We start from the raw sequence: 24764 nt of genomic DNA on the forward strand, positions 1-24764 counted from the left end.
CTTGCCTGGAAAGGGCACCTGCCGATACCATCGCGCATGATCCGCGCCGCGCTCACCCTGCTCACCTCTGGCGCCGTGCTCCTCGCGGCGTTCTCGTCGCGCGTGGTGCAGGAGCCCGACCTGCCGGAGACGCCGCTGGAGTACGCGGACATCCCGCTCCCCGCGCACCTCACGATCACGCCGGTCCGCGCGCTGGACAACACGCCAGAGGACAACCCGATCACGAACGCGGGCGCGACGCTGGGGCGCGTGCTGTTCTACGACACGCGGCTTTCGGACAACCTGACGGTCTCGTGCGGCACGTGCCACCGCGCCGAGAACGGGTTTAGCGATCCGCGCCCGAAGTCGGTCGGGTTGCACGGGAGCGAGACGCCGCGCCACTCGATGGGGCTCGCATTCGCGCGCTATTACGGCTCCGGAGCGATGTTCTGGGACGAGCGCTCCGCGACGCTTGAAGAGCAGGTGTTGGTGCCCATCGAGGACCCAGTCGAGATGGGCCTGAGCCTGGACGTTCTCACCGCTCGGCTGGACGCCGAGCCGTTCTACGCCGATCTCTTTACCGCCGCCTTCGGGTCGCCAGAGGCCTCTGGCGACCGCATCGCGCGGGCGCTCGCGCAGTTCGTGCGCTCGATGGTGGCCGCCGACTCACGCTACGACCGCGCCCGAGCCGCGACGCCCGGCCGGCCGGATCCGCCTCTGGCGGGATTCACGGCGGCGGAGAACCGTGGGCTCGGGGTGTTCACGCGCGCGGGCCGCTGCAACACGTGCCACCTGGGCGACCTGTTCGTGGGGGACATTCCCCGCAACAACGGGCTGGACGCCGTCACGACGGACCCCGGGGCAGGAGGGGGGCGGTTCAAGGCGCCGAGCCTCCGCAACGTCGGTCTAACGGCACCCTACATGCACGACGGCCGGTTTGCGACGCTCGAAGAGGTGGTGGAGCACTACGACTCCGGCGTGCAGGATCACCCGCAACTGGACGCCCGGCTACGGGCCTTCAGTCCCACGGGCAACGCCAACCCGCCCCGCCGGCTCGGCCTCTCCGACCAGGAGAAAGCGGACCTGGTCGCGTTTCTCCACACGCTGACCGATGTGGACTTCACGACGGACGAGCGCTGGCAAGACCCCTTCCGCCCGAGCACCGCCACGGCCGCGCCAGAGGCTTCGCGACTGCGCCTGGACGCCCCGAGTCCCAACCCAGCCTCTGGCGCCACGGCGTTCCGGTTCGCGCTCGGTGCTCCCGGCCCAGTCGCGCTGGAAGTGTTCGACGCCAGAGGCCGACGGGTGGCAATGCTGGCGAACGGCAACCGCGCAGCGGGCGAGCACACGGTGCGGCTGAATGCCGCGCCTCTGGCGCCGGGCGCGTACGTCGCGCGGCTCCGCACCGGAGGCGAGTCGCGCAGCGTGCGGTTCGCGGTCGCGAGGTAGCGCCAGAGGCGCGTGCCTTGTGACCTGCCGCGAGGTCTGGGCGTCTGTTTCTTCCTTCCTCGCTCTCCCGACTCTCATGCGCGTCCTGCTCGTCCTTCTCGCCCTCGTCCTGTTCACCGCCGATGCCGAGGCCCAACGCCGGGGCCAGACGCTGGCGCGAGAAGGCGACCTCGCCCTCACCGTCGGACTCGTCGGCCTGGACGATCTCGCGCTCCGCCCGTTGGACGGTGGGATCGGTCTCCGCTACCGGCTGACGGATCGGAGCGTTGTCGGCGCGTCGGTTGGCCTGACGTTCGCGGACCGCGACCAGGAGAACCAGTCCGACAACGTCGAGAGCTTCGACGAATCGGACACGTTTGGATCGTCGGTCTCGCTGTGGACCGAGCGGCACGTCGGCCGCTCCCGCGTCGTGTCGCCCTTTATCGGCCTCGGCGCCCGCGCGCGCTTTGTCCGCACGGACGCCAGCAACACCTTTGAGCCCTCGTGCGACCCGACGGTCAGCTGCCCACCCGTCACGCGAACGCTGGACGCCGAGACCGTCTCCGTCGGCGGCGCGCTCCTGCTGGGGGCCGAAGTCAAACTCGCCCGGGGCATCACGCTGGGTGGCGCGTACACCCTCGGGGTGGACTATTCCGAGACCTCTCGGACCACGACGGTCTCGGGTCCAGACGTGGCGGGCGGAGGCTCGGGCACCTCGAAAAGCTGGAGCTACGGCGTCGGCACGACCGACCTCAGCCTGTCCGTCTACTTCTAGCCTCTGGCGCCGACCCTGTGTGGCGCGGCCTCTGGCGCCAGAGGCTGTATTCCGGGGCGCGGCAAGCCGGATGGGTGCAGGCCGTCTCCATCGCGCCGCGCGATCCCGGGCCGCCAGAGGCGGTAGCTTGCGCGCATGGACGACCTCATCGAACGCGTCAGCGACCTGGAGCGCTACCTCGACATCGCGGGACGGCGCGAGACCCTCGACACGCTCAAAGCGCGCCGCCTGGAGCCCGGCTTCTGGGACGACAACGACCGCGCCCGCACAACCGAGCAGGCCATCTCGGCCGAGAAAAGCTGGATCGACGCCTACGACGCGCTCGTGGAGCGGCGCGATGACCTGCTCACGCTCCAGGAGATGCAGGACGAGGACCCGGACTCGGACCTCTCCGGCGAGATCGACGCCGAGCGCCAGAGGCTGGAAAAAGGCATCGAGACGCTCGAACTCCGCGGCATGCTCTCCGGCGAGGACGACCACCGCACGGCAATTCTCACCATCAACAGCGGCGCCGGCGGGACGGACGCGCAGGACTGGGCGGAGATGCTGCTCCGGATGTACACCCGCTACGCCGAGCGCCAGGGCTACACGCCGACGCTCTTGGAGTACCAGGAGGCGGAAGAGGCGGGTATCAAGAGCGCCAGCCTGCGCATCGAGGGGCCATACGCGTACGGCTATCTCCACGCCGAGAGCGGCGTACACCGGCTCGTTCGGATGAGCCCGTTTGGCTCGGGCGACAAGCGGCAGACCTCGTTTGCGAGCGTGTTCGTCTACCCAGAGATCGACGACGAGATCGAGGTGGACATCAAGCCGGACGACCTCGAACTCCAGACCTTCCGCTCGGGCGGCAAGGGCGGCCAGAACGTGAACAAGGTGGAGACCGGCGCGCGGCTGATCTGGACCGGCACGCTGAGCAACGGCGAAGAGGCGCGCGTCGTCGCGGAATCGACGGAGCAGCGCTCGCAAATGCAGAACCGCGAGCGGTCCATGCAGATGCTTAAGAGCCGGATCTACGCGCTGGAGCAGGCCATCCGCGAGGCGGCGAAAAACGCCGAGGAGGCCGGCAAGAAAAAGATCGAGTGGGGCAGCCAGATCCGCTCCTACGTCTTCCAGCCCTACACGATGGTGAACGACCACCGGACCGAGGTCAAAAACCCCGACGTGCAGAGCGTGATCGACGGCGACCTCGACGCCTTTATCAAAGCGTACCTCCTCCAGGAATCTGGACCCACGACATGAGCGTCCTGCGCCGACTTTTAACCCTCGCCGCCCTTATCACCGTTGGAGCCTGCGCCTCGCCAGAGGCCTCTGGCGGGCCCGATGACGGCGCCCCGTTCGCGTCCGAAGAGGACTACCGCCAGAGGCGCGCCCAGGCGGCCTCGATGCTGGACGCGGCGATCCAAACGGAGGCCTCCAACGTGGGCGCGTGCCGCGTCGTCGCGACAAGCGAGCAGGCCTGCGGCGGCCCCACGTCGTTCGCGATCTACTCCGCCGAGTCCTCGGACGCGGACGATGTGGAGCGGCTCGCCGAACGCCTCGTCGCGCTCGACATCCGCGCCAACGCGCAGTTCGAGCGGGTCTCCACGTGCATGGCCTACTCGCCCCCGGTGCCCCGGCTGGTCGGCGGCCGCTGCGTCGAATAGCTCTCCGATTCTCCCTTTCCGCCTCTGGCGCCAGAGGCCCGGCCCATGCGCACTCGCGTCGATTTCCTCGTTATCGGATCCGGCGTCGCCGGGCTGTCCTTCGCGCTGCGCGCGGCCCAGCACGGGACCGTCGCGGTGGTCACCAAAAAGGCCTCGGCGGAGAGCAACACGAACTACGCCCAGGGCGGCATCGCAGCCGTCATGGACCCTACAGATGACGTAGAGGCGCACGTCCAGGACACCCTCGTTGCCGGCGCCGGCCTGTGCGACGAGGACGTGGTCCGCATGGTGGTCACCGAAGGCCCGGACCGCATCCGCGAACTCATGGAGTGGGGCGCCGAGTTCGACCGCGACGCCAGAGGCGACCTCCACCTCGGCCGTGAGGGCGGCCACTCGGCAGACCGCATCGTGCACGCGGCGGACATGACGGGCCGCGAGGTGGAGCGTGCGCTGCTGGAAGCTGTACGACAGAACGACAACATCGAGCTTCTGGAGCACCACTTCGCGGTCAACCTGCTCACGGAGCACCACCTGGGGGGAACGGGGGACGAGGGGCCGGGGACCGGGAAGGAACACGCCTCTGGCGGCGAGAAAGACCAGCCCGGGGACGCCTCCGACGCCAGAGGCGGACACAGTGAGGGAAGCGAACAACCCGGAACTCGGAACCCGGAACCCGGAACGAAAGAGGGCCTGCACTGCTTCGGTGCATACGTCCTGGACGAGGCCACAGGCCAGATCGAGACGTTCCTGGCGCGCGTGACGCTCCTGGCCGCTGGCGGCGCGGGGCAGGTGTACCTCCACACCACGAACCCCACCGTGGCCACCGGCGACGGCATCGCGATGGCCTACCGCGCCCGCGCGACGGTCGCCAACATGGAGTTCGTGCAGTTCCACCCGACGAGCCTCTACATGCCGGGCGCCGACTTCGGGGGGCGCGCGTTCCTCATCACCGAGGCCGTGCGCGGCGACGGCGGCATCCTGCGCAACCTCGCCGGCGAGCGCTTTATGCCGGACTACGACGAGCGCGCCGAACTGGCCCCGCGCGACATCGTGGCCCGCGCCATCGACGACCAGATGAAGCGCCGTGGCGAGCCCCACGTGTGGCTGGACATCTCGCACAAACCTGCCGAGGAGGTGTTGAAGCATTTCCCCAACATCCAGGAAACGCTGCTCGCCAACGGCCTGGATATGACCACGGGCCCGATTCCGGTCGTGCCCGCGGCGCACTACACCTGCGGCGGCGTGGTCGTGGACATGGAGGGCCGGACAAGCATCGACGGCCTGTTCGCGTGTGGCGAGGTGACCTGCTCCGGGCTCCACGGCGCCAACCGCCTGGCGTCCAACTCCCTACTCGAAGCGCTCGTCTACGCGCACCGCGCGCTAGGGCCAGCGGTGGAGTACGCTGGGGGCGTCGGGCACGAGGACCGCATTCCAGATTGGGACGAGACCGGGGTCGAGAATCCGCGTGAGTGGATCCTGGTGAGCGCCAACCGCCGCGAGCTCCGAACCGTGATGCAGGAGCTTGTCGGCATCGTGCGCTCGTCGCTGCGCCTGGAGCGCGCCGCGCGCCGCATCGACCTCATTCACCGCGAGACGGAGGAGTTCTACCAGCGCACCAAGCTCACGAGCGAACTCTGTGAGCTGCGCAACCTCGCCGCCATCGCGCACATGGTCGTCGGCTGCGCGCGCCGGAGGCAGGAGTCCCGCGGGCTGCACTACATGCTGGACTTCCCAGAGCGGGACCCGGCGATGGTGCACGACACGATCGTGGACGTGTCGCCGGCGGCGTGACGCGCGAGCCTCTGGCGCCAGAGGCTGTATCCTGGACCATGCGCGGCGCCGTTCTCCTGTTCCTCCTGATGGTCTCTGGCGCCGCCCGACGCCTCTGGCGCGCTGCGGGTCACGCCCTACCCCGCCTCTGGGGCCACAACGGTTCGCCTCACGCTCGCGTCGCCCCAGGCAGAGGTACGTGTCTCGGTCTTCGACGCCAGAAGCCGCGCGGTCACAACGCTGGCCTCTGGCGCCCGAGGCCCAGGGACGCATGCGCTGGAGGTGGACACGTCGGGGTAGGCCTTTGGCGTCTACGTCGTGCGCGCGGAGGTGGTCGGCGAGGTCGTCAGCGCGCCCTTAACCGTCGTGCGTTAGCGCCAGAGGCTACTCCAGATCGCAGAGGTTGGGTATCGGCGTAGCGCCGCTTCGCTCCGGGATCACCTCCGGCATTCGCGGAAGGCCCTCATAGGTCGGGGGTAGGAGGTTGGGGATCGGGATCGCCGCGTCGCAGCGGGAGGGGGGCGTCCCGCGTGGTAGACGTTCTGAGTCTGGGATTATCCGAAATGGGCGCGCCTCTGGCACGCGCAACAGTGGCGAGCGCAGGCTCTCACCCAGCGCTGATCGTACGGAATCTCGGCCGAGTAGCGCATGCCAACGCAAGTCAGCGGGCAAGGCCGTGCGCACCGAGTCCACGGCTTCTGCCGCCAGAGGCTCCGGTGCGCCCGCGTCGGGCGCAGCATGATCTGTGGGAGCCATGACAGAAGCGCGGGGAGTCGCGCAACCCGTCGCGAACACGGCTGATAGGAGTAAGAGCGAACGCATGTATCAGAGGGGGCGAGTCCGGAGAGTAGGGCAGGCGTAGAGGCTGGACAAGTCACATGCCGCCACTCGCGACGTGCCTCTGGCGCGGGGTTCCCGCCTGTTTCGTGACGTTGATGTGATTGCAGAGCGTACGGGGCCGTCCGTAGCTTAGACACGCTCCCCGGAGCACCCGTCGTCTCTGGACGCCGCGCAGGTCCCACCCCTCCGCGTCGCCCCTTGCCGCGCCCGTTCCGACAGAACGGGCGTTTTCCGTCTCTCCCTCCCGCGTTGACCGACCAAGCGCCTCTTACTCCCGACGAAGCCGCTGGCGCCACGCCAGAGGCCCGCATCCGCGTTCTCGCCGAAGAGGTGCTCGCGGAGACCGACCTGTTCCTCGTGGACCTGTCGGTCCGCGGCTGGAAAGGCTCCCAGGTCGTCGAGGTCTTCGCCGACCGCGAGGCCGAGCCCGGAACCGGCGTGGACCTCGACCTCCTGGCCGACGTCTCCCGCCGCCTCGGCTTCCTCATCGAGACCGAGGAGATCATCACCGACAAGTACCGGCTCGATGTCTCCTCGCCCGGCCTGGACCGCCCGCTGACCGACGCCCGGCAGTTCCGCCGCCACGTCGGCCGCGAGGTCGCGCTCCGGCTGGCCTCTGGCGAGACCGTAGAAGGCGAGCTCATGGACGCGACGCCCGCTTCCGTCACCATCCAGCCGATGGAGACGACCGGCACGAAGAGCAAGAAGCAGAGAGTCGCCTCTGGCGACCCCGTCCAGGTCGCGCACGCCGACATCGCCGACGCCCGAATCCAACTCCCCTGGTAGCCGCCAGAGGCCCCGAACCCCCGACTATGCAGAGCACCGTCCTCGTCTCCTCGTTCGCCGAGATCGCGCGTGAGAAAGACATCGACCGCGACACCCTCCAGGTCATCATGGAGGACGTGTTCCGCGCGATGATCAAGAAGCGCTTCGGCGCTGATGACCCGGAAGCCTTCCAGGTCATCCTCAACCCGGACAACGGCGACATCCAGATCCTCCACGTCCGCGAGGTCGTCGAGGATTACGATCTCGAGGACCCCGTCTCGCAGATCGAGATCTCGGACGCGCTCAAGATCGAGGACGACTACGAGGTCGAGGACGAGGTGGCCGAGAACATCCAGATCGAGGACTTCGGCCGCCGCGCCGTGCAGACCGCGCTCCAGACGTTCCGCCAGAAGATCCGCGATATCGAGAAGGACAACATCTTCCGCGAGTACAGCGAACTGGTCGGTGAGATCGTCGTCGGCGAGATCTACCAGACGCGCCGCAGCGAGGTCCTCGTCCTGCACAACAAGACCGAACTCGTGCTCAAGCGCGAGGGCCAGATCCAGAAGGACCGCTACCGCAAGGGCGACATGCTCCGCGCGGTCGTCAACGCCGTGGACCGTGATGCGGGCGCCAGCCCTCAGGTCAAGATCAGCCGGACCGATCCCGTCTTCGTCGAGCGTCTCTTCGAACTCGAAGTGCCCGAGATCTACGACGGCATCATTGAGATCAAGAAAGTCGTCCGCCTCCCCGGAGAGCGCGCCAAGATGGGCGTCATCTCCCACGACGAGCGCGTCGACCCCGTCGGCGCCTGCGTTGGTGTGAAGGGCTCCCGGATCCACGCCGTCGTGCGGGAGTTGGGCGGTGAGAACATCGACGTGGTCCCGTGGACCGACGACCCGATCGAGCTCATCAAGCGCTCTCTCCAGCCCGCCAACCCGATTCTCGTCGAGCTCAACAACGACCTGACGCCTCCGCGCGCCCGCGTGACCGTCCCGGCCGACGAGGTCTCGATGGCCATCGGCCGCGGTGGACAGAACATCCGCCTTGCGTCGATGCTGACCGGCTACGAGCTGGACGTGTACCGCAACATCAAGGAGGACGAGGAAGACGTCGACATCGACGAATTCCGCGACGCCATCCCGCCGGCGATCATCCAGAAGCTCAAGGACATCGGCTGCGACACGGCCAAGGCCGTGCTGGAGCTTCAGCCCTCCGAGCTCGCACGCCGGACCGAGCTCACCGAGGAGACCGCCAAGAAGATCCACATCCTCATGGAGGCCGAGTTCCAGGACGAGGAGGCGCAAGCCGCCGCCGCCCAGGCCCTCGCCGACGACGCTGACCTCGCCTCTGGCGAAGCGGCCGCCGCTGGCGCCTCGCCAGAGGCCGACGCCACGGAGGAGACCGACAGCGCACCAGAAGAGTCCGGTGCCGAGCCCGCCTCTGGCGCCGAGGCCGAAACCTCGGAGCCCACGCCAGAGGCCGAGGCCTCGGAAGAAGCTCCTGCTGAGACCGACGGGGGGGACCCCGAACCCACGGCCTAGCGCCGTACCCTGTACGATTGACTTAGGCCGTCCGCGGCCACGAACACGCCCACACCTGCATGCCAACCACGCGCCGAGCGAGGTCGAATAAGCCCAAGAGCGTCCGCCTGTTTAAGGCGCTCCGCGAGATGAACGTCGCCGCGGAGACCGTCGTCGAACACCTTCGTGAGAAGGGGTTCGAGCTAGACGCCAAGCTCCAGGCGGGCGACCCCAACGCGAAGTTGGAGCCCGCGATGTACGACGCCCTTATTGAGGCGTACTCCGACGACGTGGATGCGAAAGCGCGCGTTCGTGACCGCCGCGAGCAGATCGCTGCTGCCCAGGAAGCTGCGGAAGACGAGCCTCAGCGCGTCTCCACCCGGGACCCCGAGCCGGAGCCTGAGCCCGAGCCGATCCCCGAACCAGAGCCAGAGCCCGTGGCCCCGGCGGAGCCCGTCATCGAGACGGCGCCTGCCGAGGAGCCTGTGGCCCCCGCCGAGCCGGTCATCGAAACCGAGCCCGTCGGCGAGGCGCCTGCGCCGGAGCCCACGCCCGAGCCTGTTGTAGAGGCCGCCCCTGAGCCTACGCCGGAGCCTGAGGCCGCTACGCCAGAGCCCGAGGCCGTCGCAGAGACGCCAGAGGCCGACGCGGTTGCCCCCGAGGCACCCCAGGCCGAGGAAGTAGAAGCTGCCGCGCCTGAGGCCACGGCTGCTGAAGACGCGCCGGCAGACGCCGTTGCGCCAGAGGCCGCCGCTCCAGAGGCTGCTGCTACGCCGGAGGAGACCGAAAACCTCTCCGTGGACGAGCCGACCCCGGCTTCCGATTCCGGCGGCGTGGTTCGCGCCGACCGCTACGCGCTGACCGGCACGAAGGTGCTGGGCAAGATCGACCTGTCCGGATTGGACAGCGGCCGTAAGCGCAAGCGGAAGTCCTCAAAGGCCGACGACGCACCCGCTGCGCCCGCCTCTGGCGGCACGGACGACAGCAAGCGTTCGCGCAAAAAGGGCCGCAAGGGCCGCCCCAGCGTGGACAAGGCGGAGGTCGAGAAAAACGTCGCCAAGACCGTCGCGGCCACGACCGGCCGGGGCGGGAGCAAGCGCGTGCGCCAGAAGCGCCGCCGTGCTCGCCGTGACGAGCGCGCCGCACAGCGCGAGATGCTGGAGCAACTCCGCGAGGAGCAGTCCCAGATCCTCCGCGTCATGGAGTTCATCAACACCGGCGACCTCGCCGAGGCGATGAACGTCAACGTGGCCGAGGTCATCTCGAAGGGCTTCGCGATGGGGATGATGTTCTCCATCAACCAGCGTCTCGACGCTGACCAGATCACGCTCCTCGCCGATGAGTTCGACTTCGAGGTCGAGTTCATGAACGAGGACGAGGAGGTTCTCGACATCATCGAAGAGGATGAGCCGGAGGACCTCAAGCCGCGCTCGGCGGTGGTGACCATCATGGGCCACGTCGACCACGGTAAGACCTCTCTGCTGGACTACATCCGCACGGAGAACGTCGTTGCCGGCGAGGCCGGCGGCATCACGCAGCACATCGGTGCCTACGAGGTGACGCTGGAGAACGGCCGCGAGATGACGTTCCTCGACACCCCGGGTCACGAGGCCTTTACCGCGATGCGTGCCCGAGGCGCGCAGGTGACGGACCTGGTGATCCTCGTCGTCGCTGCGGACGACCGCGTGATGCCCCAGACGATTGAGGCCATCAACCACGCCCAGGCGGCGGAGGTGCCGATCATCGTGGCGATCAACAAGATCGACCGCGAGCAGGCCAACCCGGACAAGATCATGTCCGAGCTCGCCGAACAGGGCGTGCAGGTGGAGCAGTACGGCGGCAAGATTCAGTGTGAGCTGGTTTCCGCGCTCAAGGGCACCAACGTCGACTCCCTGTTGGAGAAGGTGCTGATTGAGAGCGACCTCATGGAGCTTCAGGCCAACCCGGACCGCAACGCGGTCGGTACGGTGATCGAGGCCCAGCTGGACAAGGGCCGCGGCGTTGTTGCGACCATCCTCGTCCAGAACGGAACGCTCAAGGTGGGCGACGTCTTCGTCGGCGGCATGACCTCTGGCCGTGTCCGCGCCATGTTCGACGAACGCGACCAGCGCGTTCAGGAAGCCGGCCCCTCGACGCCCGTCCAGGTGCTCGGCTTCAACGACGCGCCAGAGGTCGGTGACCGCCTGGTCGTCCTCGACGACGAGCGCGAGGCTCGCGAGATCGCGTCCAAGCGCGTTCAGCTCCAGCGCGAGCAGACGATGCACCAGCGTCGCCACGTGACGCTGGCCGACCTCTCCCGCCGCATGGCGATGGGCGAGATCAACATGCTCAACCTTGTCGTCAAGGCCGACGTGGGTGGTTCAGCGGAGGCCCTCTCCGACGCGCTGCTCAAGCTGTCCAACGACGAAGTCGCAGTCGACATCGTCCACGCTGGTGTGGGCGCGATCTCGGAGAGCGACGTCATGCTCGCCGCCGCGTCCAACGCGATCATCATCGGCTTCCAAGTCCGTCCTGGAACCGGGGTCCGCACGATCGCCGAGAACGAGGAGATCGACATCCGTACCTACTCCGTCATCTACGACGCGATTGAGGAAGTGCGCGCCGCGCTGGAAGGCCTGCTCTCGCCCGAGAGCAAGGAGACCATCACGTCGACCGTCGAGGTCCGCGAGACCTTCCGCGTGCCCAAGGCCGGAACGATCGCCGGTTGCTACGTCGTCGAGGGCAAGATCTCGCGCAACGACAAAGTCCGCCTCTTGCGCGACGGCGTCGTGGTCTACACGGGCGTTCTCGACAGCCTTCGCCGCTTCAAGGACGACGTCTCCGAGGTCGCCAGAGGCTTCGAGTGCGGTCTCTCGATCCGCAACTTCAACGACATCAAGGTCGGCGATACGGTCGAGTCCTTTGTCGTCACGGAGGAGAAGCGCACCCTCGAAGTCTAAAAGGGACTGAGTCTGGGGGACTGGGGGCTGGCATTCCGGCTCCCAGTCCCCAGTCCTCGCCTCTCTTATCTCCCTTGCCATGTCCATCCGCACCGAGCGCGTCGCGCGCATGATCCAGCGGGAAGTCGCCGAGCTGTTACAGCACGACTTCCACGAAGCCAGTCAGTCCCTCATCACGGTGACGAACGCCCGTGTGACGGCTGACCTCGGCATCGCGTACGTCAACGTGAGCGTCCTCGGCGACACGCCAGAGGCCCGGAAGGCGGCGTTTAATCGGCTCGACGCCGAGACGGTCGCGATCCGCAAGGCCCTCGCTGCGCGCATCCGCCACCAGGTCCGTCGTATCCCCGAGCTCCGGTTCTTCCTAGACGAAGGCCCGCAGAAGCGCGCCCACATGGACGACCTGTTCGCCAAGATCCGCGAGGAGCGCGAAGGCCGCGACGCCTCTGGCGAGACGGAGGAAGAGACCGACGCCCCCGCGCGCGGCGACTACTAGGGCGTGACGGAGAAAGACCCTCTGGCGATTTACGGGACCGAGAACGCGCTGCCACGCCCGTTCGGGAACCCGGAGAGCCCCGCCTCTGGCGCCGTGCTCGTGGACAAGCCGGGCGGGATCACCTCGTTCGGCGTCGTCAAAAAAGTCCGGTGGGGGTTGCGCGTCAAAAAGGTGGGCCACGCCGGAACGCTGGACCCGATGGCCACAGGCCTGCTCATCGTCCTCGTCGGGCGCGACGCGACGCGGCAGCAGGACCGTTTTATGGGCCTACCCAAGGTGTACACCGGTACGATCCGACTCGGGCAGACGACCGCCAGCTTCGACGCCGAAACGCCTGTTGAGGAGTCGGTAGACGCCTCTGGCGTCACGCCAGAGGCGCTGGAAGCTGTCCGCGAGCAGTTCGTCGGCGATCTCACGCAGGTGCCTCCGATCTACTCGGCCATCAAGAAAGACGGGGAGCGGCTCTACAAAAAGGCTCGACGCGGCGAAACCGTGGACGTGCCGCCACGCCACGTGAGCGTGTACGACCTGGCGTGGACCGATGTCCGGGCCTCTGGCGCTGAAGACGGCCTCGGCATCGTCGACGTAGACTTCCGTGTCGAAAGCTCCAAGGGGTTCTACGTGCGCAGCCTCGCCAACGATGTGGGCGCGGCGCTGGGCGTCGGCGGTCACCTGACGGCGTTGCGGCGCGAATCCATCGGACCGTTTCAGGTGAGCGAAGCGCTGCCTCTGGCGGCGTTCGAGCGCGACGCATGAGGATCGAGGTCGGCCCTGAGATCTCGCGCGACGACCGCTCGGTCCTGACGACGGGCACGTTCGACGGCGTCCATCTGGGCCACCGCGCGATCATCCGCTACCTGGTAGACCGCGCGGCCAAGATGGGCGGCGTGCCCACGCTTGTGACGTTCGACCCACATCCGCGGGAGGTCATCGCGGGCGTCCACGTCCCGCTCCTGACCACGATGGACGAGCGGGCCGCGCTCGCGCGCGCCCTCGGAATCGAGCGCTTTGTCGTCCTCCCGTTTACGCGCGACCTCTCGAACCTAGAGCCCGAGGACTACATCGCCGACGTGCTGCTGGGGCAGATCGGCATGAAAGAGATCGTCGTCGGGTACGACCACCGCTTCGGCCGCCGCGCCAGAGGCGATCGCGACCTGCTGGACGCCCTCGGCGCCGAGCACCACTTCTCGGTCGACGTGATCCCGGAGCAGATCGAGACCGGCGTGACCGTCTCCTCCACGGAGATCCGCCAGCGGCTCGCCACGGGCGACGTGGAGCGCGCGGCGCACCTTCTCGGGCGCCCATATCGGTTTTCTGGAACCGTCGTGCACGGCGAGGGGAGGGGCCGCACCATCGGCTTCCCGACCGCGAACGTGCAGCTGGAGCACGACCGCAAAATGCTCCCCGCCATCGGGGTCTACGCCGTTCGCGCGAGCGTGGCCGGCAGCGCACTGGCGCCAGAGGCCTCTGGCGACAACGTGAGTGCGCGTGTCCAGGCGCCAACCGTCCGGCACGGTATGATGAACATCGGCAAGCGGCCCACCTTCGAAGTGGACGGAGCGGTCAAAGCAGAGGTGCACCTGTTCGAAACCGACGCAGACCTGTACGGCCGTCGCCTGAGTGTGGACGTCGTCGCCCGGATCCGAGGCGAGAAGCCGTTTGACGGGCCGCAGGCGCTCGTGCGTCAGCTCAAAGAGGACCGGCAGCGCGCGCAGTGGATGCTGGTGGGCTCGCCAGAGGCGGGCTCTAAATAGACCCTGGGGCCCATCGCGAGAGGCGGTGCGGGGAGTAGCCTGGGATCCATCCTACCGATCCCGCCATGCGCTTCTTCGTCCTCACCGCCGCTCTCTTCCTGGCCTCTGGCGCTCGCGCCCAGGACGCAGCTGATTTCCTAGACGGGCTCATGGCTGTCGCTGAGTTCGAGGCGATGGAGGAGGGAATGAGCCTCGTGCATGGCATGGAAGTCGGCAGCTACGAAGGCTTCACCAGCATGCACGAAGTGGGGTTGCAAGCTGGCGTCGAGTACCTGGTGGTCGTGGTGACAGATATCGTGGGCGAGTTGGACCCCGACGTGTACGTGGAAGACCCCGAAGTCGAGCCTCTCGCGGCGGGCGAGGGGGAGGGCACCGACGAGAAGGTCCGCTTCACGGCGCCCGTTTCCGGCACGTACACGCTCAGCGTGGAGCTGTATGGCTGCGAGACGGACGATTGCGCGTACGGCATCGCCGTTTTCGCGGCGGAATAGCGCCGGCCGCGTTCCCAGGCCTCTGGCGCCAGAGGCGCCTCCGTGAAGAGACGACAGAGGCGAAAACGGCGCCGATCTCTGTAGATTGTGGCTTCTTGCGCCCGTATGGACGCACCTACTGAACAGACCACGCCGCCCGGATCGTCCGGCCTCCGGCGGGTCTTCGTCCGCACCGCAGCGTCGGACGAGGATCAACACCACGCTACATGATCAGCACAGAGCAGAAGCAGGAAATCGTCGAGACGCACGGCGGCTCCGAGAGCAACACCGGCAAGGCAGAAGTCCAGATCGCGATCTTCACCGCCCGCATCGCCGACCTCACCGAGCACCTCAAGGTCCACACGAAGGATCACACGTCGCGTCTCGGCCTGCTGAAGATGGTCGGCAAGCGCCGCCGACTCCTGAACTACGTCGCAGGAAAGGACATCCAGCGCTACCGCGATATCATCGCCAAGCTCGGCCTCCGCAAGTAGGCCTCTGCGCCGGCTCCCACAGCGGGAGTCGGCGTTTTTCATTCGCGCCAGAGGCTGATTCGCAGCCCGGCGCGGTTCCCGCGCGAGACCCCATCGGGCCGCGCCCGCCACTCGGCGATTCGTTCGATAGGGTGCGCCGCACCGCCCGCTTCTGCGGGCCCGGCCTCTGGCGCCAGAGGCCCGCCGCGCCCCCCATCGAAGGAATCCCGGACGAGACGCCAGAAGCGTCTCAACGGCTGGCTCCCCGAGAGGCCACGCGCTCTCTCAACACCCCACACCATGCATAAGACTGCAATCACGCAGAACATCGAGGTTGGCGGCAAAACGCTGTCGATCGAGACCGGCAAGCTCGCCAAGCAGGCCGACGGCTCCGTCGTCATCCGCCTCGGCGACACGGTCATCCTGTCGACCGCCGTCACGCTGAACGAGGCTCGCGAGGGCCAGCACTTCTTCCCGCTGACCGTCGACTACCGCGAGCGCTTCTCCGCTAAGGGCGCATTCCCCGGTGGCTTCTTCAAGCGCGAAGGCCGCCCGACCGATAAGGAGACGCTCACGAGCCGCCTTATCGACCGGACCATCCGCCCGCTCTTCCCGGACGGCTTCCGCAACGAGGTCCAGGTTCTGAACTTCGTCCTCTCCGCAGACGAGGAGATCGACGGCGACGTCATCGCAGGCGTCGGCTCGTCCGCCGCGCTCGCGCTCTCCGGCTCCCCGTTCGACGGACCGACCGCGCACGTCCGCGTCGGCCGCGTGAACGGCGAGATGATCCTCTTCCCGACGGTCAGCGAGCGCGCTGAGTCCGACATCGACCTCATCGTGGCCGGCAAGGCCGACGCCATCGTGATGGTGGAGGGCGAGATGGACGAGATCAGCGAGGACGATATGGTCGCCGCGCTGGAGTTCGCGCACGAGGGCATCAAGGCTATCGTCGCGGGCATCAACGAGCTCGTCGAGACCTACGTCAAGGAGCGTGGCGAGATCACGCCGAAGACCTACGAGACTGTCGCGCCTGACGCGGACTTGGTCGAGATGGTCTACGGCAAGATCAAGTCCGACGTGGACGCGCACCTGCGCAAGGAGTACTCCAAGGAGACCTTCTACGGCGGCATCTCCGACATCAAGAAGGCGCTTCTCACCGACCTCTTCGGCGAGGGCGACGACGCCAAGGACGAGATCGACGGCGGCTACTCCAAGGGCGACGTGAAGGAGGCATTCAAGGAGGCCGAGTCCCGCGTCATGCGCGAGATGATCCTCGACGAGGGCCTCCGTCTCGACGGACGCTCCACGACGGACATCCGCGAGATCTGGACCGAGATCGACTACCTCCCGCGCGTGCACGGCTCCGCCGTCTTCACCCGCGGCGAGACGCAGGCGCTCGTCATGGCGACGCTCGGCACCGGCCGGGACGTGCAAGCCGTGGACCAACTCTTCGACCAAGAGGACAAGCGGTTCTACCTGCACTACAACTTCCCGCCCTTCTCCGTTGGCGAGGCGCGCTTCCTGCGCGGCCCCGGCCGTCGCGAGATCGGCCACGGCATGCTCGCCGAGCGCGCGCTGGCCAAGATGATGCCCGGTGAGGAGGAATTCCCCTACACCGTCCGCATCATCTCCGACGTGCTGGAGAGCAACGGCTCGTCCTCCATGGCGACCGTCTGTGGTGGCTCCATGGCCCTCATGGCCGCTGGCGTCCCGCTGAAGAAGCCCGTCGCGGGCATCGCGATGGGCCTCATCGCGGACGGCGACAAGATCGCCATCCTGAGCGACATCCTCGGAACGGAGGATCACCTCGGCGACATGGACTTCAAGCTCTGTGGCACGGAGGACGGCATCACGGCCTGCCAGATGGACATCAAGATTGATGGCCTCAGCATGGACACGATGAAGGAGGCGCTGGAGCAGGCGAAGGCCGGCCGCCAGCACATCCTCGGTGAGATGGCGAAGACCATCGGCGAGGCCCGCGAGGAGATCTCTCCGACCGCGCCACGTCTCATCCAGGTCGTCATCGACCAGGACTTCATCGGCGCCATCATCGGGCCAGGTGGCAAGATCATCAAGGGCATCCAGGCCGACACCGGCGCTCAGATCAACATCGACGAGCGCGACGGCAAGGGCTTCGTGACCGTCGCCGCCCCGAACATGGACGCTGCGCACGCCGCAGTCGACATCATTCGTGGCATCGTGAGCCAGCCCGAGGTCGGTGAGACCTACATGGGCACGGTCAAGAACCTTCTGCCCTTCGGCGCGATCATGGAGATCATGCCGGGCAAGGAGGCGATGCTCCACGTGAGCGAGATGGCCCACGGCTACGTCAACGATCCGGCCGACGAGTGCCAGATCGGCGACAAGTTCGAGGTCCAGCTCATCGAGGTCCGCGACGGCGGCAAGCTCCGCGTGAGCCGCAAGCCGTTCCTCCCCGAGCCCACCGAGGAGGAGAAGGCAGCGATGGCCAAGCGCCGTGAGGAGCGTAGCTCCCGCGACGGTGGCGGACGCGGCCGCGGTGGACGTGACGGCGGCCGTGGCCGTCGCCGCGACTAGCCTCTGGCGAACGTCCCGGCCTCTGGCGCTCGCGCCAGAGACCACCGGGTTACTCGTGCGCCCCCGGATGCTTCGGCGTCCGGGGGCGCGTTGCGTTCGGGGCTGAGCAGCGGCGAGCGCGGGGCACGCGTGTGAGCTAGGCGAGGGGATGGCGCTCTGGCGCCAGAGGCCTGTTTTGCAAGAGAGTATGTTGCGGGCTCCGCTCAGCCCCGGCGGTTTCTCCCATCACCCACCCAGGACATCATGTTCAAGGAGTTCAAAGAGTTCGCCGTCAAGGGCAACGTCGTCGACATGGCCGTCGGCATCATCATCGGGGCCGCGTTCGGCACCATCGTCACCGCGCTCGTCGAGGGCATCCTCATGCCGCCGATCGGGCTGCTCATGGGCGGCATCGACTTCGCCGACATCTTTACCGTGCTCAAGGAGGGCACCACGCCTGCACCGTACGCGACGCTCGCCGCCGCGCAAGAGGCCGGGGCAGTCGTGATGGCCTGGGGCTCGTTTATCAACACCGTGATCTCGTTCCTGATCGTCGCCTTTGCGGTGTTCATGTTCGTGAAGTGGATCAACCGGGCCAAGGAAGCCGCTGCCGAAGAGGCCACGGAGGAGCCCGCAGCCGCCCCAGAGCTCACGGCCGATCAGCAGCTGCTGACCGAGATCCGCGATGCGTTGAAGGCCCGAGCGGTCTAGCGCCAGAGGCCTCTGGCGTCCCTGCTCTAGAGTCCTGTGCCCCCGGATGCTTCGGCGTCCGGGGGCGTCTGTATCTATCAACCCTGGAGTGGCGGCCGTCTCGCCAGAGGCAGCCGTGTTTCTTGCTAGCCGGGGTCTGAGGCGTTGCCTCTGGCGGGAGGAGAGCCGACGTAGATGAACAGCAGCCTGTCGTCGCGGCCCCATCCAGCGGAGCCCAGCGCCTGACGGAAGCGTGGGTCTTCGATCAGGTCGTCCTCCGTGACGATCAGGATCCCATTGGCGCCGAGCCTTGCCGCGTCCCGCTTGGCCTGCTCCACCCGGTGCCGACGAAAGCTACTCTGCTGTGCCCGAGCGTTGGGCTCGCGCCGGAGCTGCGCGAGTTCCTCGCCCGACACGACGCGCGTGACGCCGACGCTGCGCACCTGCTGACTCGCTTGAGCCACGCCGAGCACCTCGAAAACGTCTGGAATGTCATCGCGAGACTCGTACACGACGACGCTATCGCGGTGCAACACGGGATAGCCGTTCGCCGCGACGCCGGACGGTGCCGATGCAGAGCATGCGCCAAGAGCTAGAACGGGGAGGAGGAAAAAGAGCGTGCGCATAGGGGTTCGTAGATGTGTTCCGGCCCGAACCTACACCCTTACACGTAGCACCCGCGCCACGCCTCTGGCGCCAGAGGCCAGACGTGCGCAGGGAAGCGGCTCTCGCGATCTTAGCGCCGCACCTTCCCGATCGCCTGTGGCCGAATCGTCCTCCACCCAACGCTTTACCTCGCGCTGGGGCCTGATCCTCAGCGTTCTCGGCATCGCCGTCGGCACCGGCAACATCTGGCGCTTTCCGCGCATCGCGGCGACGAACGCCGGGGACGGTGGTGCGGGCGCGTTCCTCGTCGCCTGGCTCGTGTTTCTCGTCGCGTGGAGCATCCCGCTGATCATCGCGGAGTACGCGCTGGGGCAGCGTGGGCGGCGCGGCGTCGTCGGCACGTTTAGCACGCTCGCGGGCGGCAAGGTGGCGTGGTTGGGCGCGTTCGTGGCGTTCGTGGCCGCGGCCATCATGTGCTACTACAGCGTCGTGGCGGGATGGACGGCGTTCTACCTCGGCAAGAGCACGCTGGCCGGGCTACCTGTCACGCAAGAGGCGTCCATGGCGGGCTGGGAAGCGTTTCAGGGCAGCCTGTGGCCCGTCGCGCTGCACGCGCTCATGATGGGGCTCGGCGTGTGGGCCGTCAGCGGCGGCGTGAAGGGGATCGAGCGCGCCAACAAGGTTCTCGTGCCGTCGCTGCTGGTGATCGTCGTGATCGCGGTGATCCGGGCGGTGACGCTGCCAGGGTCTGGCGCAGGCGTCGCGTTCCTCTTTACGCCTGACTGGGGGACGCTCACGGCGCCAGAGGTCTGGCTGGACGCGCTGACGCAGAACGCGTGGGACACCGGCGCGGGCTGGGGCCTCATCCTTACCTACGCGGCCTACATGCGCCGCGAGGACGGCGTGGTGCGCAACGCGGTCCTGACCGGCGTGGGCAACAACATGGTCTCGCTTCTGGCGGGGACGATGATCTTCGGGATCGTGTTCGCCGTCCTGGGCGCGGCGGGGCAGAGCCAGACCGAGATCCTCGACCTGATGAAAAGCAGCGGCGACCGCGGGACGGGCATGACGTTTATCTGGATGCCTCAACTGTTCGCCGAGATGCCGTTGGGCCGGCCTCTGGCGGTTCTGTTCTTCCTCGCGCTCGCGTTTGCAGCGGTGAGCAGCCTGCTGAGCATGATCGAGCTCTCGACGCGCGTGATCGTGGACTTCGGGATCGACCGGAAAAAGGCCGTGATCGGAGTCGGCGTGGTCGGCTTCCTGATCGGGGTGCCGAGCGCGCTGTCGGGCGACATGTTCGGCAACCAGGATTTCGTCTGGGGCGTGGCGCTGATGCTATCGGGCGCCTTTATCGCGCTGGCAGTCATCCGCTACGGCGCGTCGCGTCTGCGCGAGGACATCGCGACGCCAGAGGACTGGAAGCTGCCACGTTTGTGGGACGCGTGGATCACCTACGCGATTCCGGCGCAGGCCATCGTCCTGCTCGGCTGGTGGCTATACCTCGCCGCGACGGCCTATTCCGAGAACGCGCTCGACCCGTTCGAGCCGTATTCCGCCGCGACGTGCCTGCTCCAGTGGGGCGTGGCGTTGATCGGCCTCTACCTCGCCAACGGGTGGATGCTCCGCCGCCTCGCGCGTACCGAGCCCGACCCGGCGCCTCTGGCGAACGCCAGTTCCACCGATCTCCCCGTTACGCCCTAATGCGCGCCTCCCTAATCATCGCCCTCGCGGCGCTCGTCAGCGGCTGCGGCGGCACGCGCCTCCCGGATCAGCCTCTGGCGCTGCTGACGCGTGCCGAGGCGACCGGATACGCGGAGACCTCCACCTACGACGACGTGATCGCGTTCATGGGCGCGCTCCAGACGCTCCCGGCCGGGGAGAGCGTGGCGTGGACGTTTTTCGGCCAGAGCGCCGAGGGCCGCGATCTGCCTCTGGCCGTCTGGGGCTCCGAGTCGGTCGCGCCAGAGGCCATCCGCGCGACGGGCAAAGCGCGCGTGCTCGTCTTCGCGAACATCCACGCCGGCGAGGTGGCAGGCAAAGAGGCCGCGCTCATGATCCTGCGCGATCTCGCCAGTGGCGCCCACGCCGAATGGGCGGACAGCCTCGTCGTGATGATCGCGCCGATCTACAACGCCGATGGCAACGAGCGCGTGGAGTACGGCAACCGGCCGGCGCAACTGGGGCCGGTCGGCGGGATGGGGCAGCGGCCCAATGCCGAGGGCCTGGACCTCAACCGCGACTTTATGAAGCTCGCCTCGCCAGAGGCCCGCGCCCTCGTGGGGCTGATGCGCGACGTGGACCCGCACGTGGTCGTGGACCTCCACACGACGAACGGCACGTTTATGGGCTATCACCTGACCTTCGCGCCGCCGCTCTCGCCCAATACGCCTCTGGCGATAGACCGCGACCTCCGTCAGCGGTGGATCCCGGCCATCCAGCGCGAGATCCTGCGGACCGACGACATGGCGACCGAGCACTACGGTAACGTGCCCGGCGCCTTCGGCGAAGGCACCTCGGTCCCGCGCGGCTGGTACTCGTTCAGCCCACAGCCGCGCTTCTCGACCAACTACGCCGGCCTCCGGGGCCGCTATGGTCTCCTCTCCGAAGCCTATTCCTACGCACCGTTCGACGAGCGCGTGCAGGTGAGCAAGCGCTTCGTCGAGGAGATCCTCGCCAACGCCTGGGCCGACGCCTCTGGCGTCCGCGCCACGACTGAGGCCGTGGACCGCCAGAGACTCATCGGCGACTCGCTCGCGGTCCGCGGCGGCTTCACGGCGCCCGAGGAGACGCGCGAGATCCTGCTCGGCGCCGTGGACACGCTCCGCCACCCGGAGACGGGCGCGGTCATGTACCAGCGGCGCGAGGTGCGCACGCCAGAGGTCATGCCGGTTTTCTCACGCTTCGGCGCGACGGAGCGCGAAACCGTGCCCGCTGTCTACGTCATCCCGCGCTCGCAAGAGGCCGTGCTAGAGCTCCTGGCGGCACACGGGATTCGCACCCAGGGCTTCTTCGGCGCCCCTGGCGAGCTCCAGCGCTTCCGCATAGACAGCGTGCGCGTGGCAGATCGCGCGTTCCAAGGTGTGCGCGCGCAAGAGGCGTGGGGCGCGTGGGAGCCGCTGAGCGGCGGACTGGCGTCTCTCGACCCCGAGAGATACGTCTTTGTGCGGATGGACCAACCCCTGGCGCGCGTCGCGTTCATGCTCCTGGAGCCACGCAGCGATGACGGCGTGGTGAACTGGGCGGTCGTGCCTCTGGCGGAGCGACGCACGTACCCCATCCTTCGCGTCCAGCCGTGACGGAGCGTGCGGATGCTCGCGCGAACAGAAGACAGATTGTCGTGTTCGCCGCCGTGATTTCAGTGCTGACTGCGGCGTTGGGGACGTGGCTCGGGTTCGTTCTCACAAGCGAAGCGCAGCCTGCGCTCGTTCGGTCAGGTGTCGTGACAGATACTGAGGCGGGCCTGTATGTGATCTTGCTAGGTACAGTCGCCGGAGGCTTCATACTCGGCATCGCAGGGCCGCTCGGCGCCGTCGCCTACCTCTACCGGAGCCTCAGGGCAGTGGCGTATGCCCTGGCAGGCGTCGCGCTAGCGGCTGAGCTCTCACTGCTCCCGTCTTCGTGTGGCCGTTCACCTAGCCCACGGCCGGCACTGTTTCCCCGCCGCTGCGTTCATTCCCGCCAGAGGCTCGTTATCCCGATATGCTCAAGTACATCCCCCTGCTAGCTCTCGCGCTCGCCGCCTGCGGGCCGGACGCTCCTGATCGTGCCACGCCAGAGGCCTCTGGCGTTGAAACCACCGGCTCGCCGCTGATCGAGGTGGAGAACGCGACGCAACTCGTGGACCACGTGATCGAAGAGGGCAACGAGGTGACCGTGCTCAACTTCTGGGCGACATGGTGCGCGCCGTGCCGCATCGAGTTTCCCGACCTGATGGCGTACGACGCCGAGATGGAAGGGGAGGGAGTCGAGGTCCGGTTCGTGTCGGTGGACGACGCCGAGGTGATGGACAAGGTGCGGCGCTTCCTAGATGAGCAGGGCGTTACCGAGCGCTCGTACGTCTCGCCGGACAACACGACTCTGGCCGGGGAGTTCAATCCCCGCTTTGCCGCTAGCCTCCCGTACACGCTCGTCATGGACTCCGAGGGCATCGTACGGGGCGCGCACATGGGCGTGATCTCGCCCGAACGGATCACAGAGCTCGTCGCGGGCGTCCGAGACGGGACCATCGACATCACCACGCAACTTTGACCCGACTCCTCGCCCTCGCCGCTCTCCTCCTCGCCGCGCCTCTGGCGCTCGCGCAAGACTCCCTCGCGATCGGCGACCCGGTGCCTCTGGCGGCGCAGAGCTTCGAGACCGTCGGCGGCGGCTCGCTTTCCCTTGCGGCGGCCGCTGGCGAGAGCGGGCTCGTGGTCGTGATGTGGAGCGCGGTTTGCCCGTGGACGTCCCGCTACGAGGCGCGCATGGCGCAGCTCTACGCGACGGCGACCGCCAACGGCATCGGCGTCGTCTTGGTGGCCAGCAACGACCCCAACCGCGTGACGCGCACGCCAGAGGTCCTCGCCGCAACCGCAGCGGCCGTCGGCGCGCCGATGATTCTGGACCCGACGGCCACGCTCGCCGACGCGCTCGGTGCCACGCAGACGCCAGAGGCGTTCTTCTTCGACGGCGGCCTGCTCTACTCCGGCGCCCTCGACGACAGCCCGGCCGACGCGGAGCGCGTCACTATCCAATACCTCCAGCAGGCGCTGGACCAGCACCTCGCGGCGCAATCCGTCGAGATCCAGCGCACGACGCCCTTCGGGTGCACCATCAAGCGCGCGCGCTAGCCTCTGGCGCCAGAGGCGAGAATCCGGGCGGTTTGTGTGAGGCGGAGTTCGGATCTTAGCGGCCTGACCCGCACGCTCCCATGATCGACACTCCAAAGGCCCTCGCCGACCTGTGCACCCGAGCCCGCCAGCAAGACTGCGTGGCGCTCGATACCGAGTTCGTCTGGGAGCGGACGTACTACGCCGCGCTCGGCGTCGTCCAGATCGGCCTCGGCGGTGACGACGTGCACCTCGTGGACACGATCGCGCTCACGGGCGACGACCTCGCGCCCTTGGGAGAGCTCCTGGCCGATCCGGATACCGAAGTCGTTCTGCACGACGCGTTGCAGGACCTCCAGATCCTCGCGCGGGCCACAGGCTACCTGCCGCAAAACGTGTTCGACACGCAGCGCGCCGCCGGCTTCGTCGGGCAGAGCGCGACGGCCTCGCTGCAAGACGCTGTGGAGTGGGCCTCTGGCGTGACGCTGGACAAGGGCGCCACGCGGTCCGATTGGCTCCGCCGCCCGCTTTCCGAGACCCAACTGCACTACGCGGAGAACGACGTCCGCTACTCGCTCGATGTCCGCGACAAGATCGTGGAGGAGGCCGAGAAGCGCCAGAGGCTGGACTGGGTGTGGGAGGAGATGGAGCGCTACGAGGACGAGGCCAACTTCGAGGAGGCCGACCCGATGGAGGCTGTGCACCGCGTCAAGTCACGCGGGGCCAGCAAACTGGACGCGCAGGGCCGCGCCATCTTCCGCCACGTCGCCGCCTGGCGCGAGCGCGAGGCGCGCGACTTGGACCGCACGCGCCGCATGGTGCTGGGCGACGACGACCTGGTCAAGGTCGCCGAACGCCGGCCGCGCTCGGCCAACGATCTGGACCGCTTGCTCACCGGGCGCCAGGCCCGCCGCTACGCCGATGGGTTGCTCCAGGCGGTGCGCGATGGCGAGAACGCCCCCTCGGAGCCGCGCGAGAGGCGTGGACGCCCCGGTCCCGACGAGGAGCGTCGGCAAGCGCAGCTCAACGTTGTGCAGGGGCTTGTCGCCGGCCGATGCACGCTGGATGACGTGGACCCCCAACTCGCAGCCACGAAGTCCCAACTCTCTGACCTCGTGGAGGCCGGCGCCGACGCCTCGCCAGAGGCGCACCCCGTCCTCCAAGGCTGGCGTCGGGAGTTCATCGGCGAGGACATCCTGCGCTTTCTCGGCGGCGAGAGCGCCGTGCGGCTCAACGAGCGCGAAGGCTGGCCGGACGTGGCTTAACGCCG

General features: G+C 67.7%; 22 protein-coding genes. 20 read left to right on the forward strand and 2 right to left on the reverse strand.

What is annotated here, in order from left to right; all coding sequences use genetic code 11:
• The first annotated feature begins 36 nt into the window (after positions 1–36).
• A complete protein-coding gene (locus BSZ36_RS05895; protein WP_179271044.1) occupies positions 37–1428 on the forward strand; it encodes a cytochrome c peroxidase in 1392 nt (463 codons plus the stop codon).
• Between the two features lie 76 nt (positions 1429–1504).
• On the forward strand, positions 1505–2182 hold the full coding sequence (locus BSZ36_RS05900) for an outer membrane beta-barrel protein (RefSeq protein WP_094546942.1): 678 nt from the start codon (positions 1505–1507) through the stop codon (positions 2180–2182).
• Here BSZ36_RS05900 and BSZ36_RS19295 read toward each other — a convergent pair.
• On the reverse strand, positions 2179–2319 hold the full coding sequence (locus tag BSZ36_RS19295; RefSeq protein ID WP_179271045.1) for a hypothetical protein: 141 nt from the start codon (positions 2317–2319) through the stop codon (positions 2179–2181). The two genes, BSZ36_RS05900 and BSZ36_RS19295, sit on opposite strands and share 4 nt — an antisense overlap.
• Between BSZ36_RS19295 and prfB the strand changes: the two genes are divergently transcribed.
• The 13 genes from prfB to mscL all read left to right on the forward strand — a co-directional run bounded on the left by prfB (position 2318) and on the right by mscL (position 18101).
• The gene (gene prfB, locus BSZ36_RS05905) at positions 2318–3421 is read left to right on the forward strand and encodes a peptide chain release factor 2 (RefSeq protein WP_094546944.1); all 1104 of its coding nucleotides are present in this window, start codon (positions 2318–2320) and stop codon (positions 3419–3421) included. The genes BSZ36_RS19295 and prfB overlap by 2 nt on opposite strands.
• Positions 3418–3825, forward strand: coding sequence for a hypothetical protein (locus tag BSZ36_RS05910; RefSeq protein ID WP_094546946.1), 408 nt, complete (start codon positions 3418–3420; stop codon positions 3823–3825). Before prfB ends, BSZ36_RS05910 begins: the two co-directional genes overlap by 4 nt.
• Before the next feature lie 45 nt (positions 3826–3870).
• Entirely contained in the window at positions 3871–5616 is a 1746-nt protein-coding gene (locus tag BSZ36_RS19670) for an L-aspartate oxidase (RefSeq protein WP_218827577.1), read from the forward strand.
• 1068 nt (positions 5617–6684) lie between these two features.
• On the forward strand, positions 6685–7221 hold the full coding sequence (locus tag BSZ36_RS05920; protein WP_179271046.1) for a ribosome maturation factor RimP: 537 nt from the start codon (positions 6685–6687) through the stop codon (positions 7219–7221).
• A 26-nt stretch (positions 7222–7247) separates the two neighbouring features.
• Positions 7248–8744: a transcription termination factor NusA gene (gene nusA, locus BSZ36_RS05925; protein ID WP_094546950.1), complete on the forward strand. Its 1497-nt coding sequence runs from the start codon at positions 7248–7250 to the stop codon at positions 8742–8744.
• 59 nt (positions 8745–8803) lie between these two features.
• Complete coding sequence (gene infB / locus BSZ36_RS05930; protein WP_094546952.1) at positions 8804–11662, forward strand: translation initiation factor IF-2; 2859 nt, start codon at positions 8804–8806, stop codon at positions 11660–11662.
• A 79-nt stretch (positions 11663–11741) separates the two neighbouring features.
• On the forward strand, positions 11742–12158 hold the full coding sequence (rbfA, locus tag BSZ36_RS05935) for a 30S ribosome-binding factor RbfA (RefSeq protein WP_094546954.1): 417 nt from the start codon (positions 11742–11744) through the stop codon (positions 12156–12158).
• Positions 12159–12161: 3 nt separating this feature from the next.
• Positions 12162–12914 carry a tRNA pseudouridine(55) synthase TruB gene (gene truB, locus BSZ36_RS05940; protein ID WP_218827578.1) on the forward strand — a complete coding sequence of 251 codons (753 nt, stop codon included), beginning with the start codon at positions 12162–12164 and terminating at the stop codon, positions 12912–12914.
• Positions 12911–13912 (forward strand): bifunctional riboflavin kinase/FAD synthetase, encoded by a 1002-nt coding sequence (locus tag BSZ36_RS05945; protein ID WP_094546956.1) that lies wholly within the window; start codon positions 12911–12913, stop codon positions 13910–13912. Before truB ends, BSZ36_RS05945 begins: the two co-directional genes overlap by 4 nt.
• A gap of 65 nt (positions 13913–13977) precedes the next feature.
• A complete protein-coding gene (locus BSZ36_RS05950; protein WP_094546958.1) occupies positions 13978–14403 on the forward strand; it encodes a PPC domain-containing protein in 426 nt (141 codons plus the stop codon).
• A gap of 206 nt (positions 14404–14609) precedes the next feature.
• Positions 14610–14876: a 30S ribosomal protein S15 gene (gene rpsO / locus BSZ36_RS05955; protein ID WP_094546960.1), complete on the forward strand. Its 267-nt coding sequence runs from the start codon at positions 14610–14612 to the stop codon at positions 14874–14876.
• A 279-nt stretch (positions 14877–15155) separates the two neighbouring features.
• A complete protein-coding gene (gene pnp / locus BSZ36_RS05960) occupies positions 15156–17411 on the forward strand; it encodes a polyribonucleotide nucleotidyltransferase (RefSeq protein ID WP_094546962.1) in 2256 nt (751 codons plus the stop codon).
• Between the two features lie 243 nt (positions 17412–17654).
• A complete protein-coding gene (gene mscL, locus BSZ36_RS05965; protein WP_094546964.1) occupies positions 17655–18101 on the forward strand; it encodes a large conductance mechanosensitive channel protein MscL in 447 nt (148 codons plus the stop codon).
• 125 nt (positions 18102–18226) lie between these two features.
• Here mscL and BSZ36_RS05970 read toward each other — a convergent pair whose 3' ends face one another.
• Entirely contained in the window at positions 18227–18706 is a 480-nt protein-coding gene (locus BSZ36_RS05970) for a hypothetical protein (RefSeq protein ID WP_094546966.1), read from the reverse strand.
• A 136-nt stretch (positions 18707–18842) separates the two neighbouring features.
• Here BSZ36_RS05970 and BSZ36_RS05975 point away from each other — a divergent pair, with 136 nt between their 5' ends.
• The 5 genes from BSZ36_RS05975 to BSZ36_RS05995 all read left to right on the forward strand — a co-directional run bounded on the left by BSZ36_RS05975 (position 18843) and on the right by BSZ36_RS05995 (position 24759).
• Positions 18843–20387 carry a sodium-dependent transporter gene (locus BSZ36_RS05975; protein ID WP_094546968.1) on the forward strand — a complete coding sequence of 515 codons (1545 nt, stop codon included), beginning with the start codon at positions 18843–18845 and terminating at the stop codon, positions 20385–20387.
• Positions 20387–21982 (forward strand): M14 family metallopeptidase, encoded by a 1596-nt coding sequence (locus tag BSZ36_RS05980; RefSeq protein ID WP_094546970.1) that lies wholly within the window; start codon positions 20387–20389, stop codon positions 21980–21982. The genes BSZ36_RS05975 and BSZ36_RS05980 overlap by 1 nt, the downstream gene beginning before the upstream one ends.
• Positions 21983–22385: 403 nt before the next feature.
• On the forward strand, positions 22386–22934 hold the full coding sequence (locus BSZ36_RS05985) for a TlpA family protein disulfide reductase (protein WP_094546972.1): 549 nt from the start codon (positions 22386–22388) through the stop codon (positions 22932–22934).
• Positions 22931–23515: a redoxin domain-containing protein gene (locus tag BSZ36_RS05990; RefSeq protein WP_094546974.1), complete on the forward strand. Its 585-nt coding sequence runs from the start codon at positions 22931–22933 to the stop codon at positions 23513–23515. Before BSZ36_RS05985 ends, BSZ36_RS05990 begins: the two co-directional genes overlap by 4 nt.
• A gap of 80 nt (positions 23516–23595) precedes the next feature.
• A complete protein-coding gene (locus tag BSZ36_RS05995) occupies positions 23596–24759 on the forward strand; it encodes a ribonuclease D (RefSeq protein ID WP_094546976.1) in 1164 nt (387 codons plus the stop codon).
• The last annotated feature ends 5 nt before the right edge of the window (positions 24760–24764 follow it).

Origin of the sequence: Rubricoccus marinus, from assembly GCF_002257665.1 — a bacterium.
GTDB lineage: Bacteria > Bacteroidota > Rhodothermia > Rhodothermales > Rubricoccaceae > Rubricoccus > Rubricoccus marinus.

What these genes read in the sequence shown, in the direction of transcription:
- BSZ36_RS05895 (WP_179271044.1), top strand. Translation starts at nt 37, where the DNA reads ATGATCCGCGCCGCGCTCACCCTGCTCACCTCTGGCGCCGTGCTCCTC.
- BSZ36_RS05900 (WP_094546942.1), top strand. Translation starts at nt 1,505, where the DNA reads ATGCGCGTCCTGCTCGTCCTTCTCGCCCTCGTCCTGTTCACCGCCGAT.
- prfB (WP_094546944.1), top strand. Translation starts at nt 2,318, where the DNA reads ATGGACGACCTCATCGAACGCGTCAGCGACCTGGAGCGCTACCTCGAC.
- BSZ36_RS19295 (WP_179271045.1), bottom strand. Translation starts at nt 2,319, where the DNA reads ATGCGCGCAAGCTACCGCCTCTGGCGGCCCGGGATCGCGCGGCGCGAT.
- BSZ36_RS05910 (WP_094546946.1), top strand. Translation starts at nt 3,418, where the DNA reads ATGAGCGTCCTGCGCCGACTTTTAACCCTCGCCGCCCTTATCACCGTT.
- BSZ36_RS19670 (WP_218827577.1), top strand. Translation starts at nt 3,871, where the DNA reads ATGCGCACTCGCGTCGATTTCCTCGTTATCGGATCCGGCGTCGCCGGG.
- nusA (WP_094546950.1), top strand. Translation starts at nt 7,248, where the DNA reads ATGCAGAGCACCGTCCTCGTCTCCTCGTTCGCCGAGATCGCGCGTGAG.
- infB (WP_094546952.1), top strand. Translation starts at nt 8,804, where the DNA reads ATGCCAACCACGCGCCGAGCGAGGTCGAATAAGCCCAAGAGCGTCCGC.
- rbfA (WP_094546954.1), top strand. Translation starts at nt 11,742, where the DNA reads ATGTCCATCCGCACCGAGCGCGTCGCGCGCATGATCCAGCGGGAAGTC.
- BSZ36_RS05945 (WP_094546956.1), top strand. Translation starts at nt 12,911, where the DNA reads ATGAGGATCGAGGTCGGCCCTGAGATCTCGCGCGACGACCGCTCGGTC.
- BSZ36_RS05950 (WP_094546958.1), top strand. Translation starts at nt 13,978, where the DNA reads ATGCGCTTCTTCGTCCTCACCGCCGCTCTCTTCCTGGCCTCTGGCGCT.
- rpsO (WP_094546960.1), top strand. Translation starts at nt 14,610, where the DNA reads ATGATCAGCACAGAGCAGAAGCAGGAAATCGTCGAGACGCACGGCGGC.
- pnp (WP_094546962.1), top strand. Translation starts at nt 15,156, where the DNA reads ATGCATAAGACTGCAATCACGCAGAACATCGAGGTTGGCGGCAAAACG.
- mscL (WP_094546964.1), top strand. Translation starts at nt 17,655, where the DNA reads ATGTTCAAGGAGTTCAAAGAGTTCGCCGTCAAGGGCAACGTCGTCGAC.
- BSZ36_RS05970 (WP_094546966.1), bottom strand. Translation starts at nt 18,706, where the DNA reads ATGCGCACGCTCTTTTTCCTCCTCCCCGTTCTAGCTCTTGGCGCATGC.
- BSZ36_RS05980 (WP_094546970.1), top strand. Translation starts at nt 20,387, where the DNA reads ATGCGCGCCTCCCTAATCATCGCCCTCGCGGCGCTCGTCAGCGGCTGC.
- BSZ36_RS05985 (WP_094546972.1), top strand. Translation starts at nt 22,386, where the DNA reads ATGCTCAAGTACATCCCCCTGCTAGCTCTCGCGCTCGCCGCCTGCGGG.
- BSZ36_RS05995 (WP_094546976.1), top strand. Translation starts at nt 23,596, where the DNA reads ATGATCGACACTCCAAAGGCCCTCGCCGACCTGTGCACCCGAGCCCGC.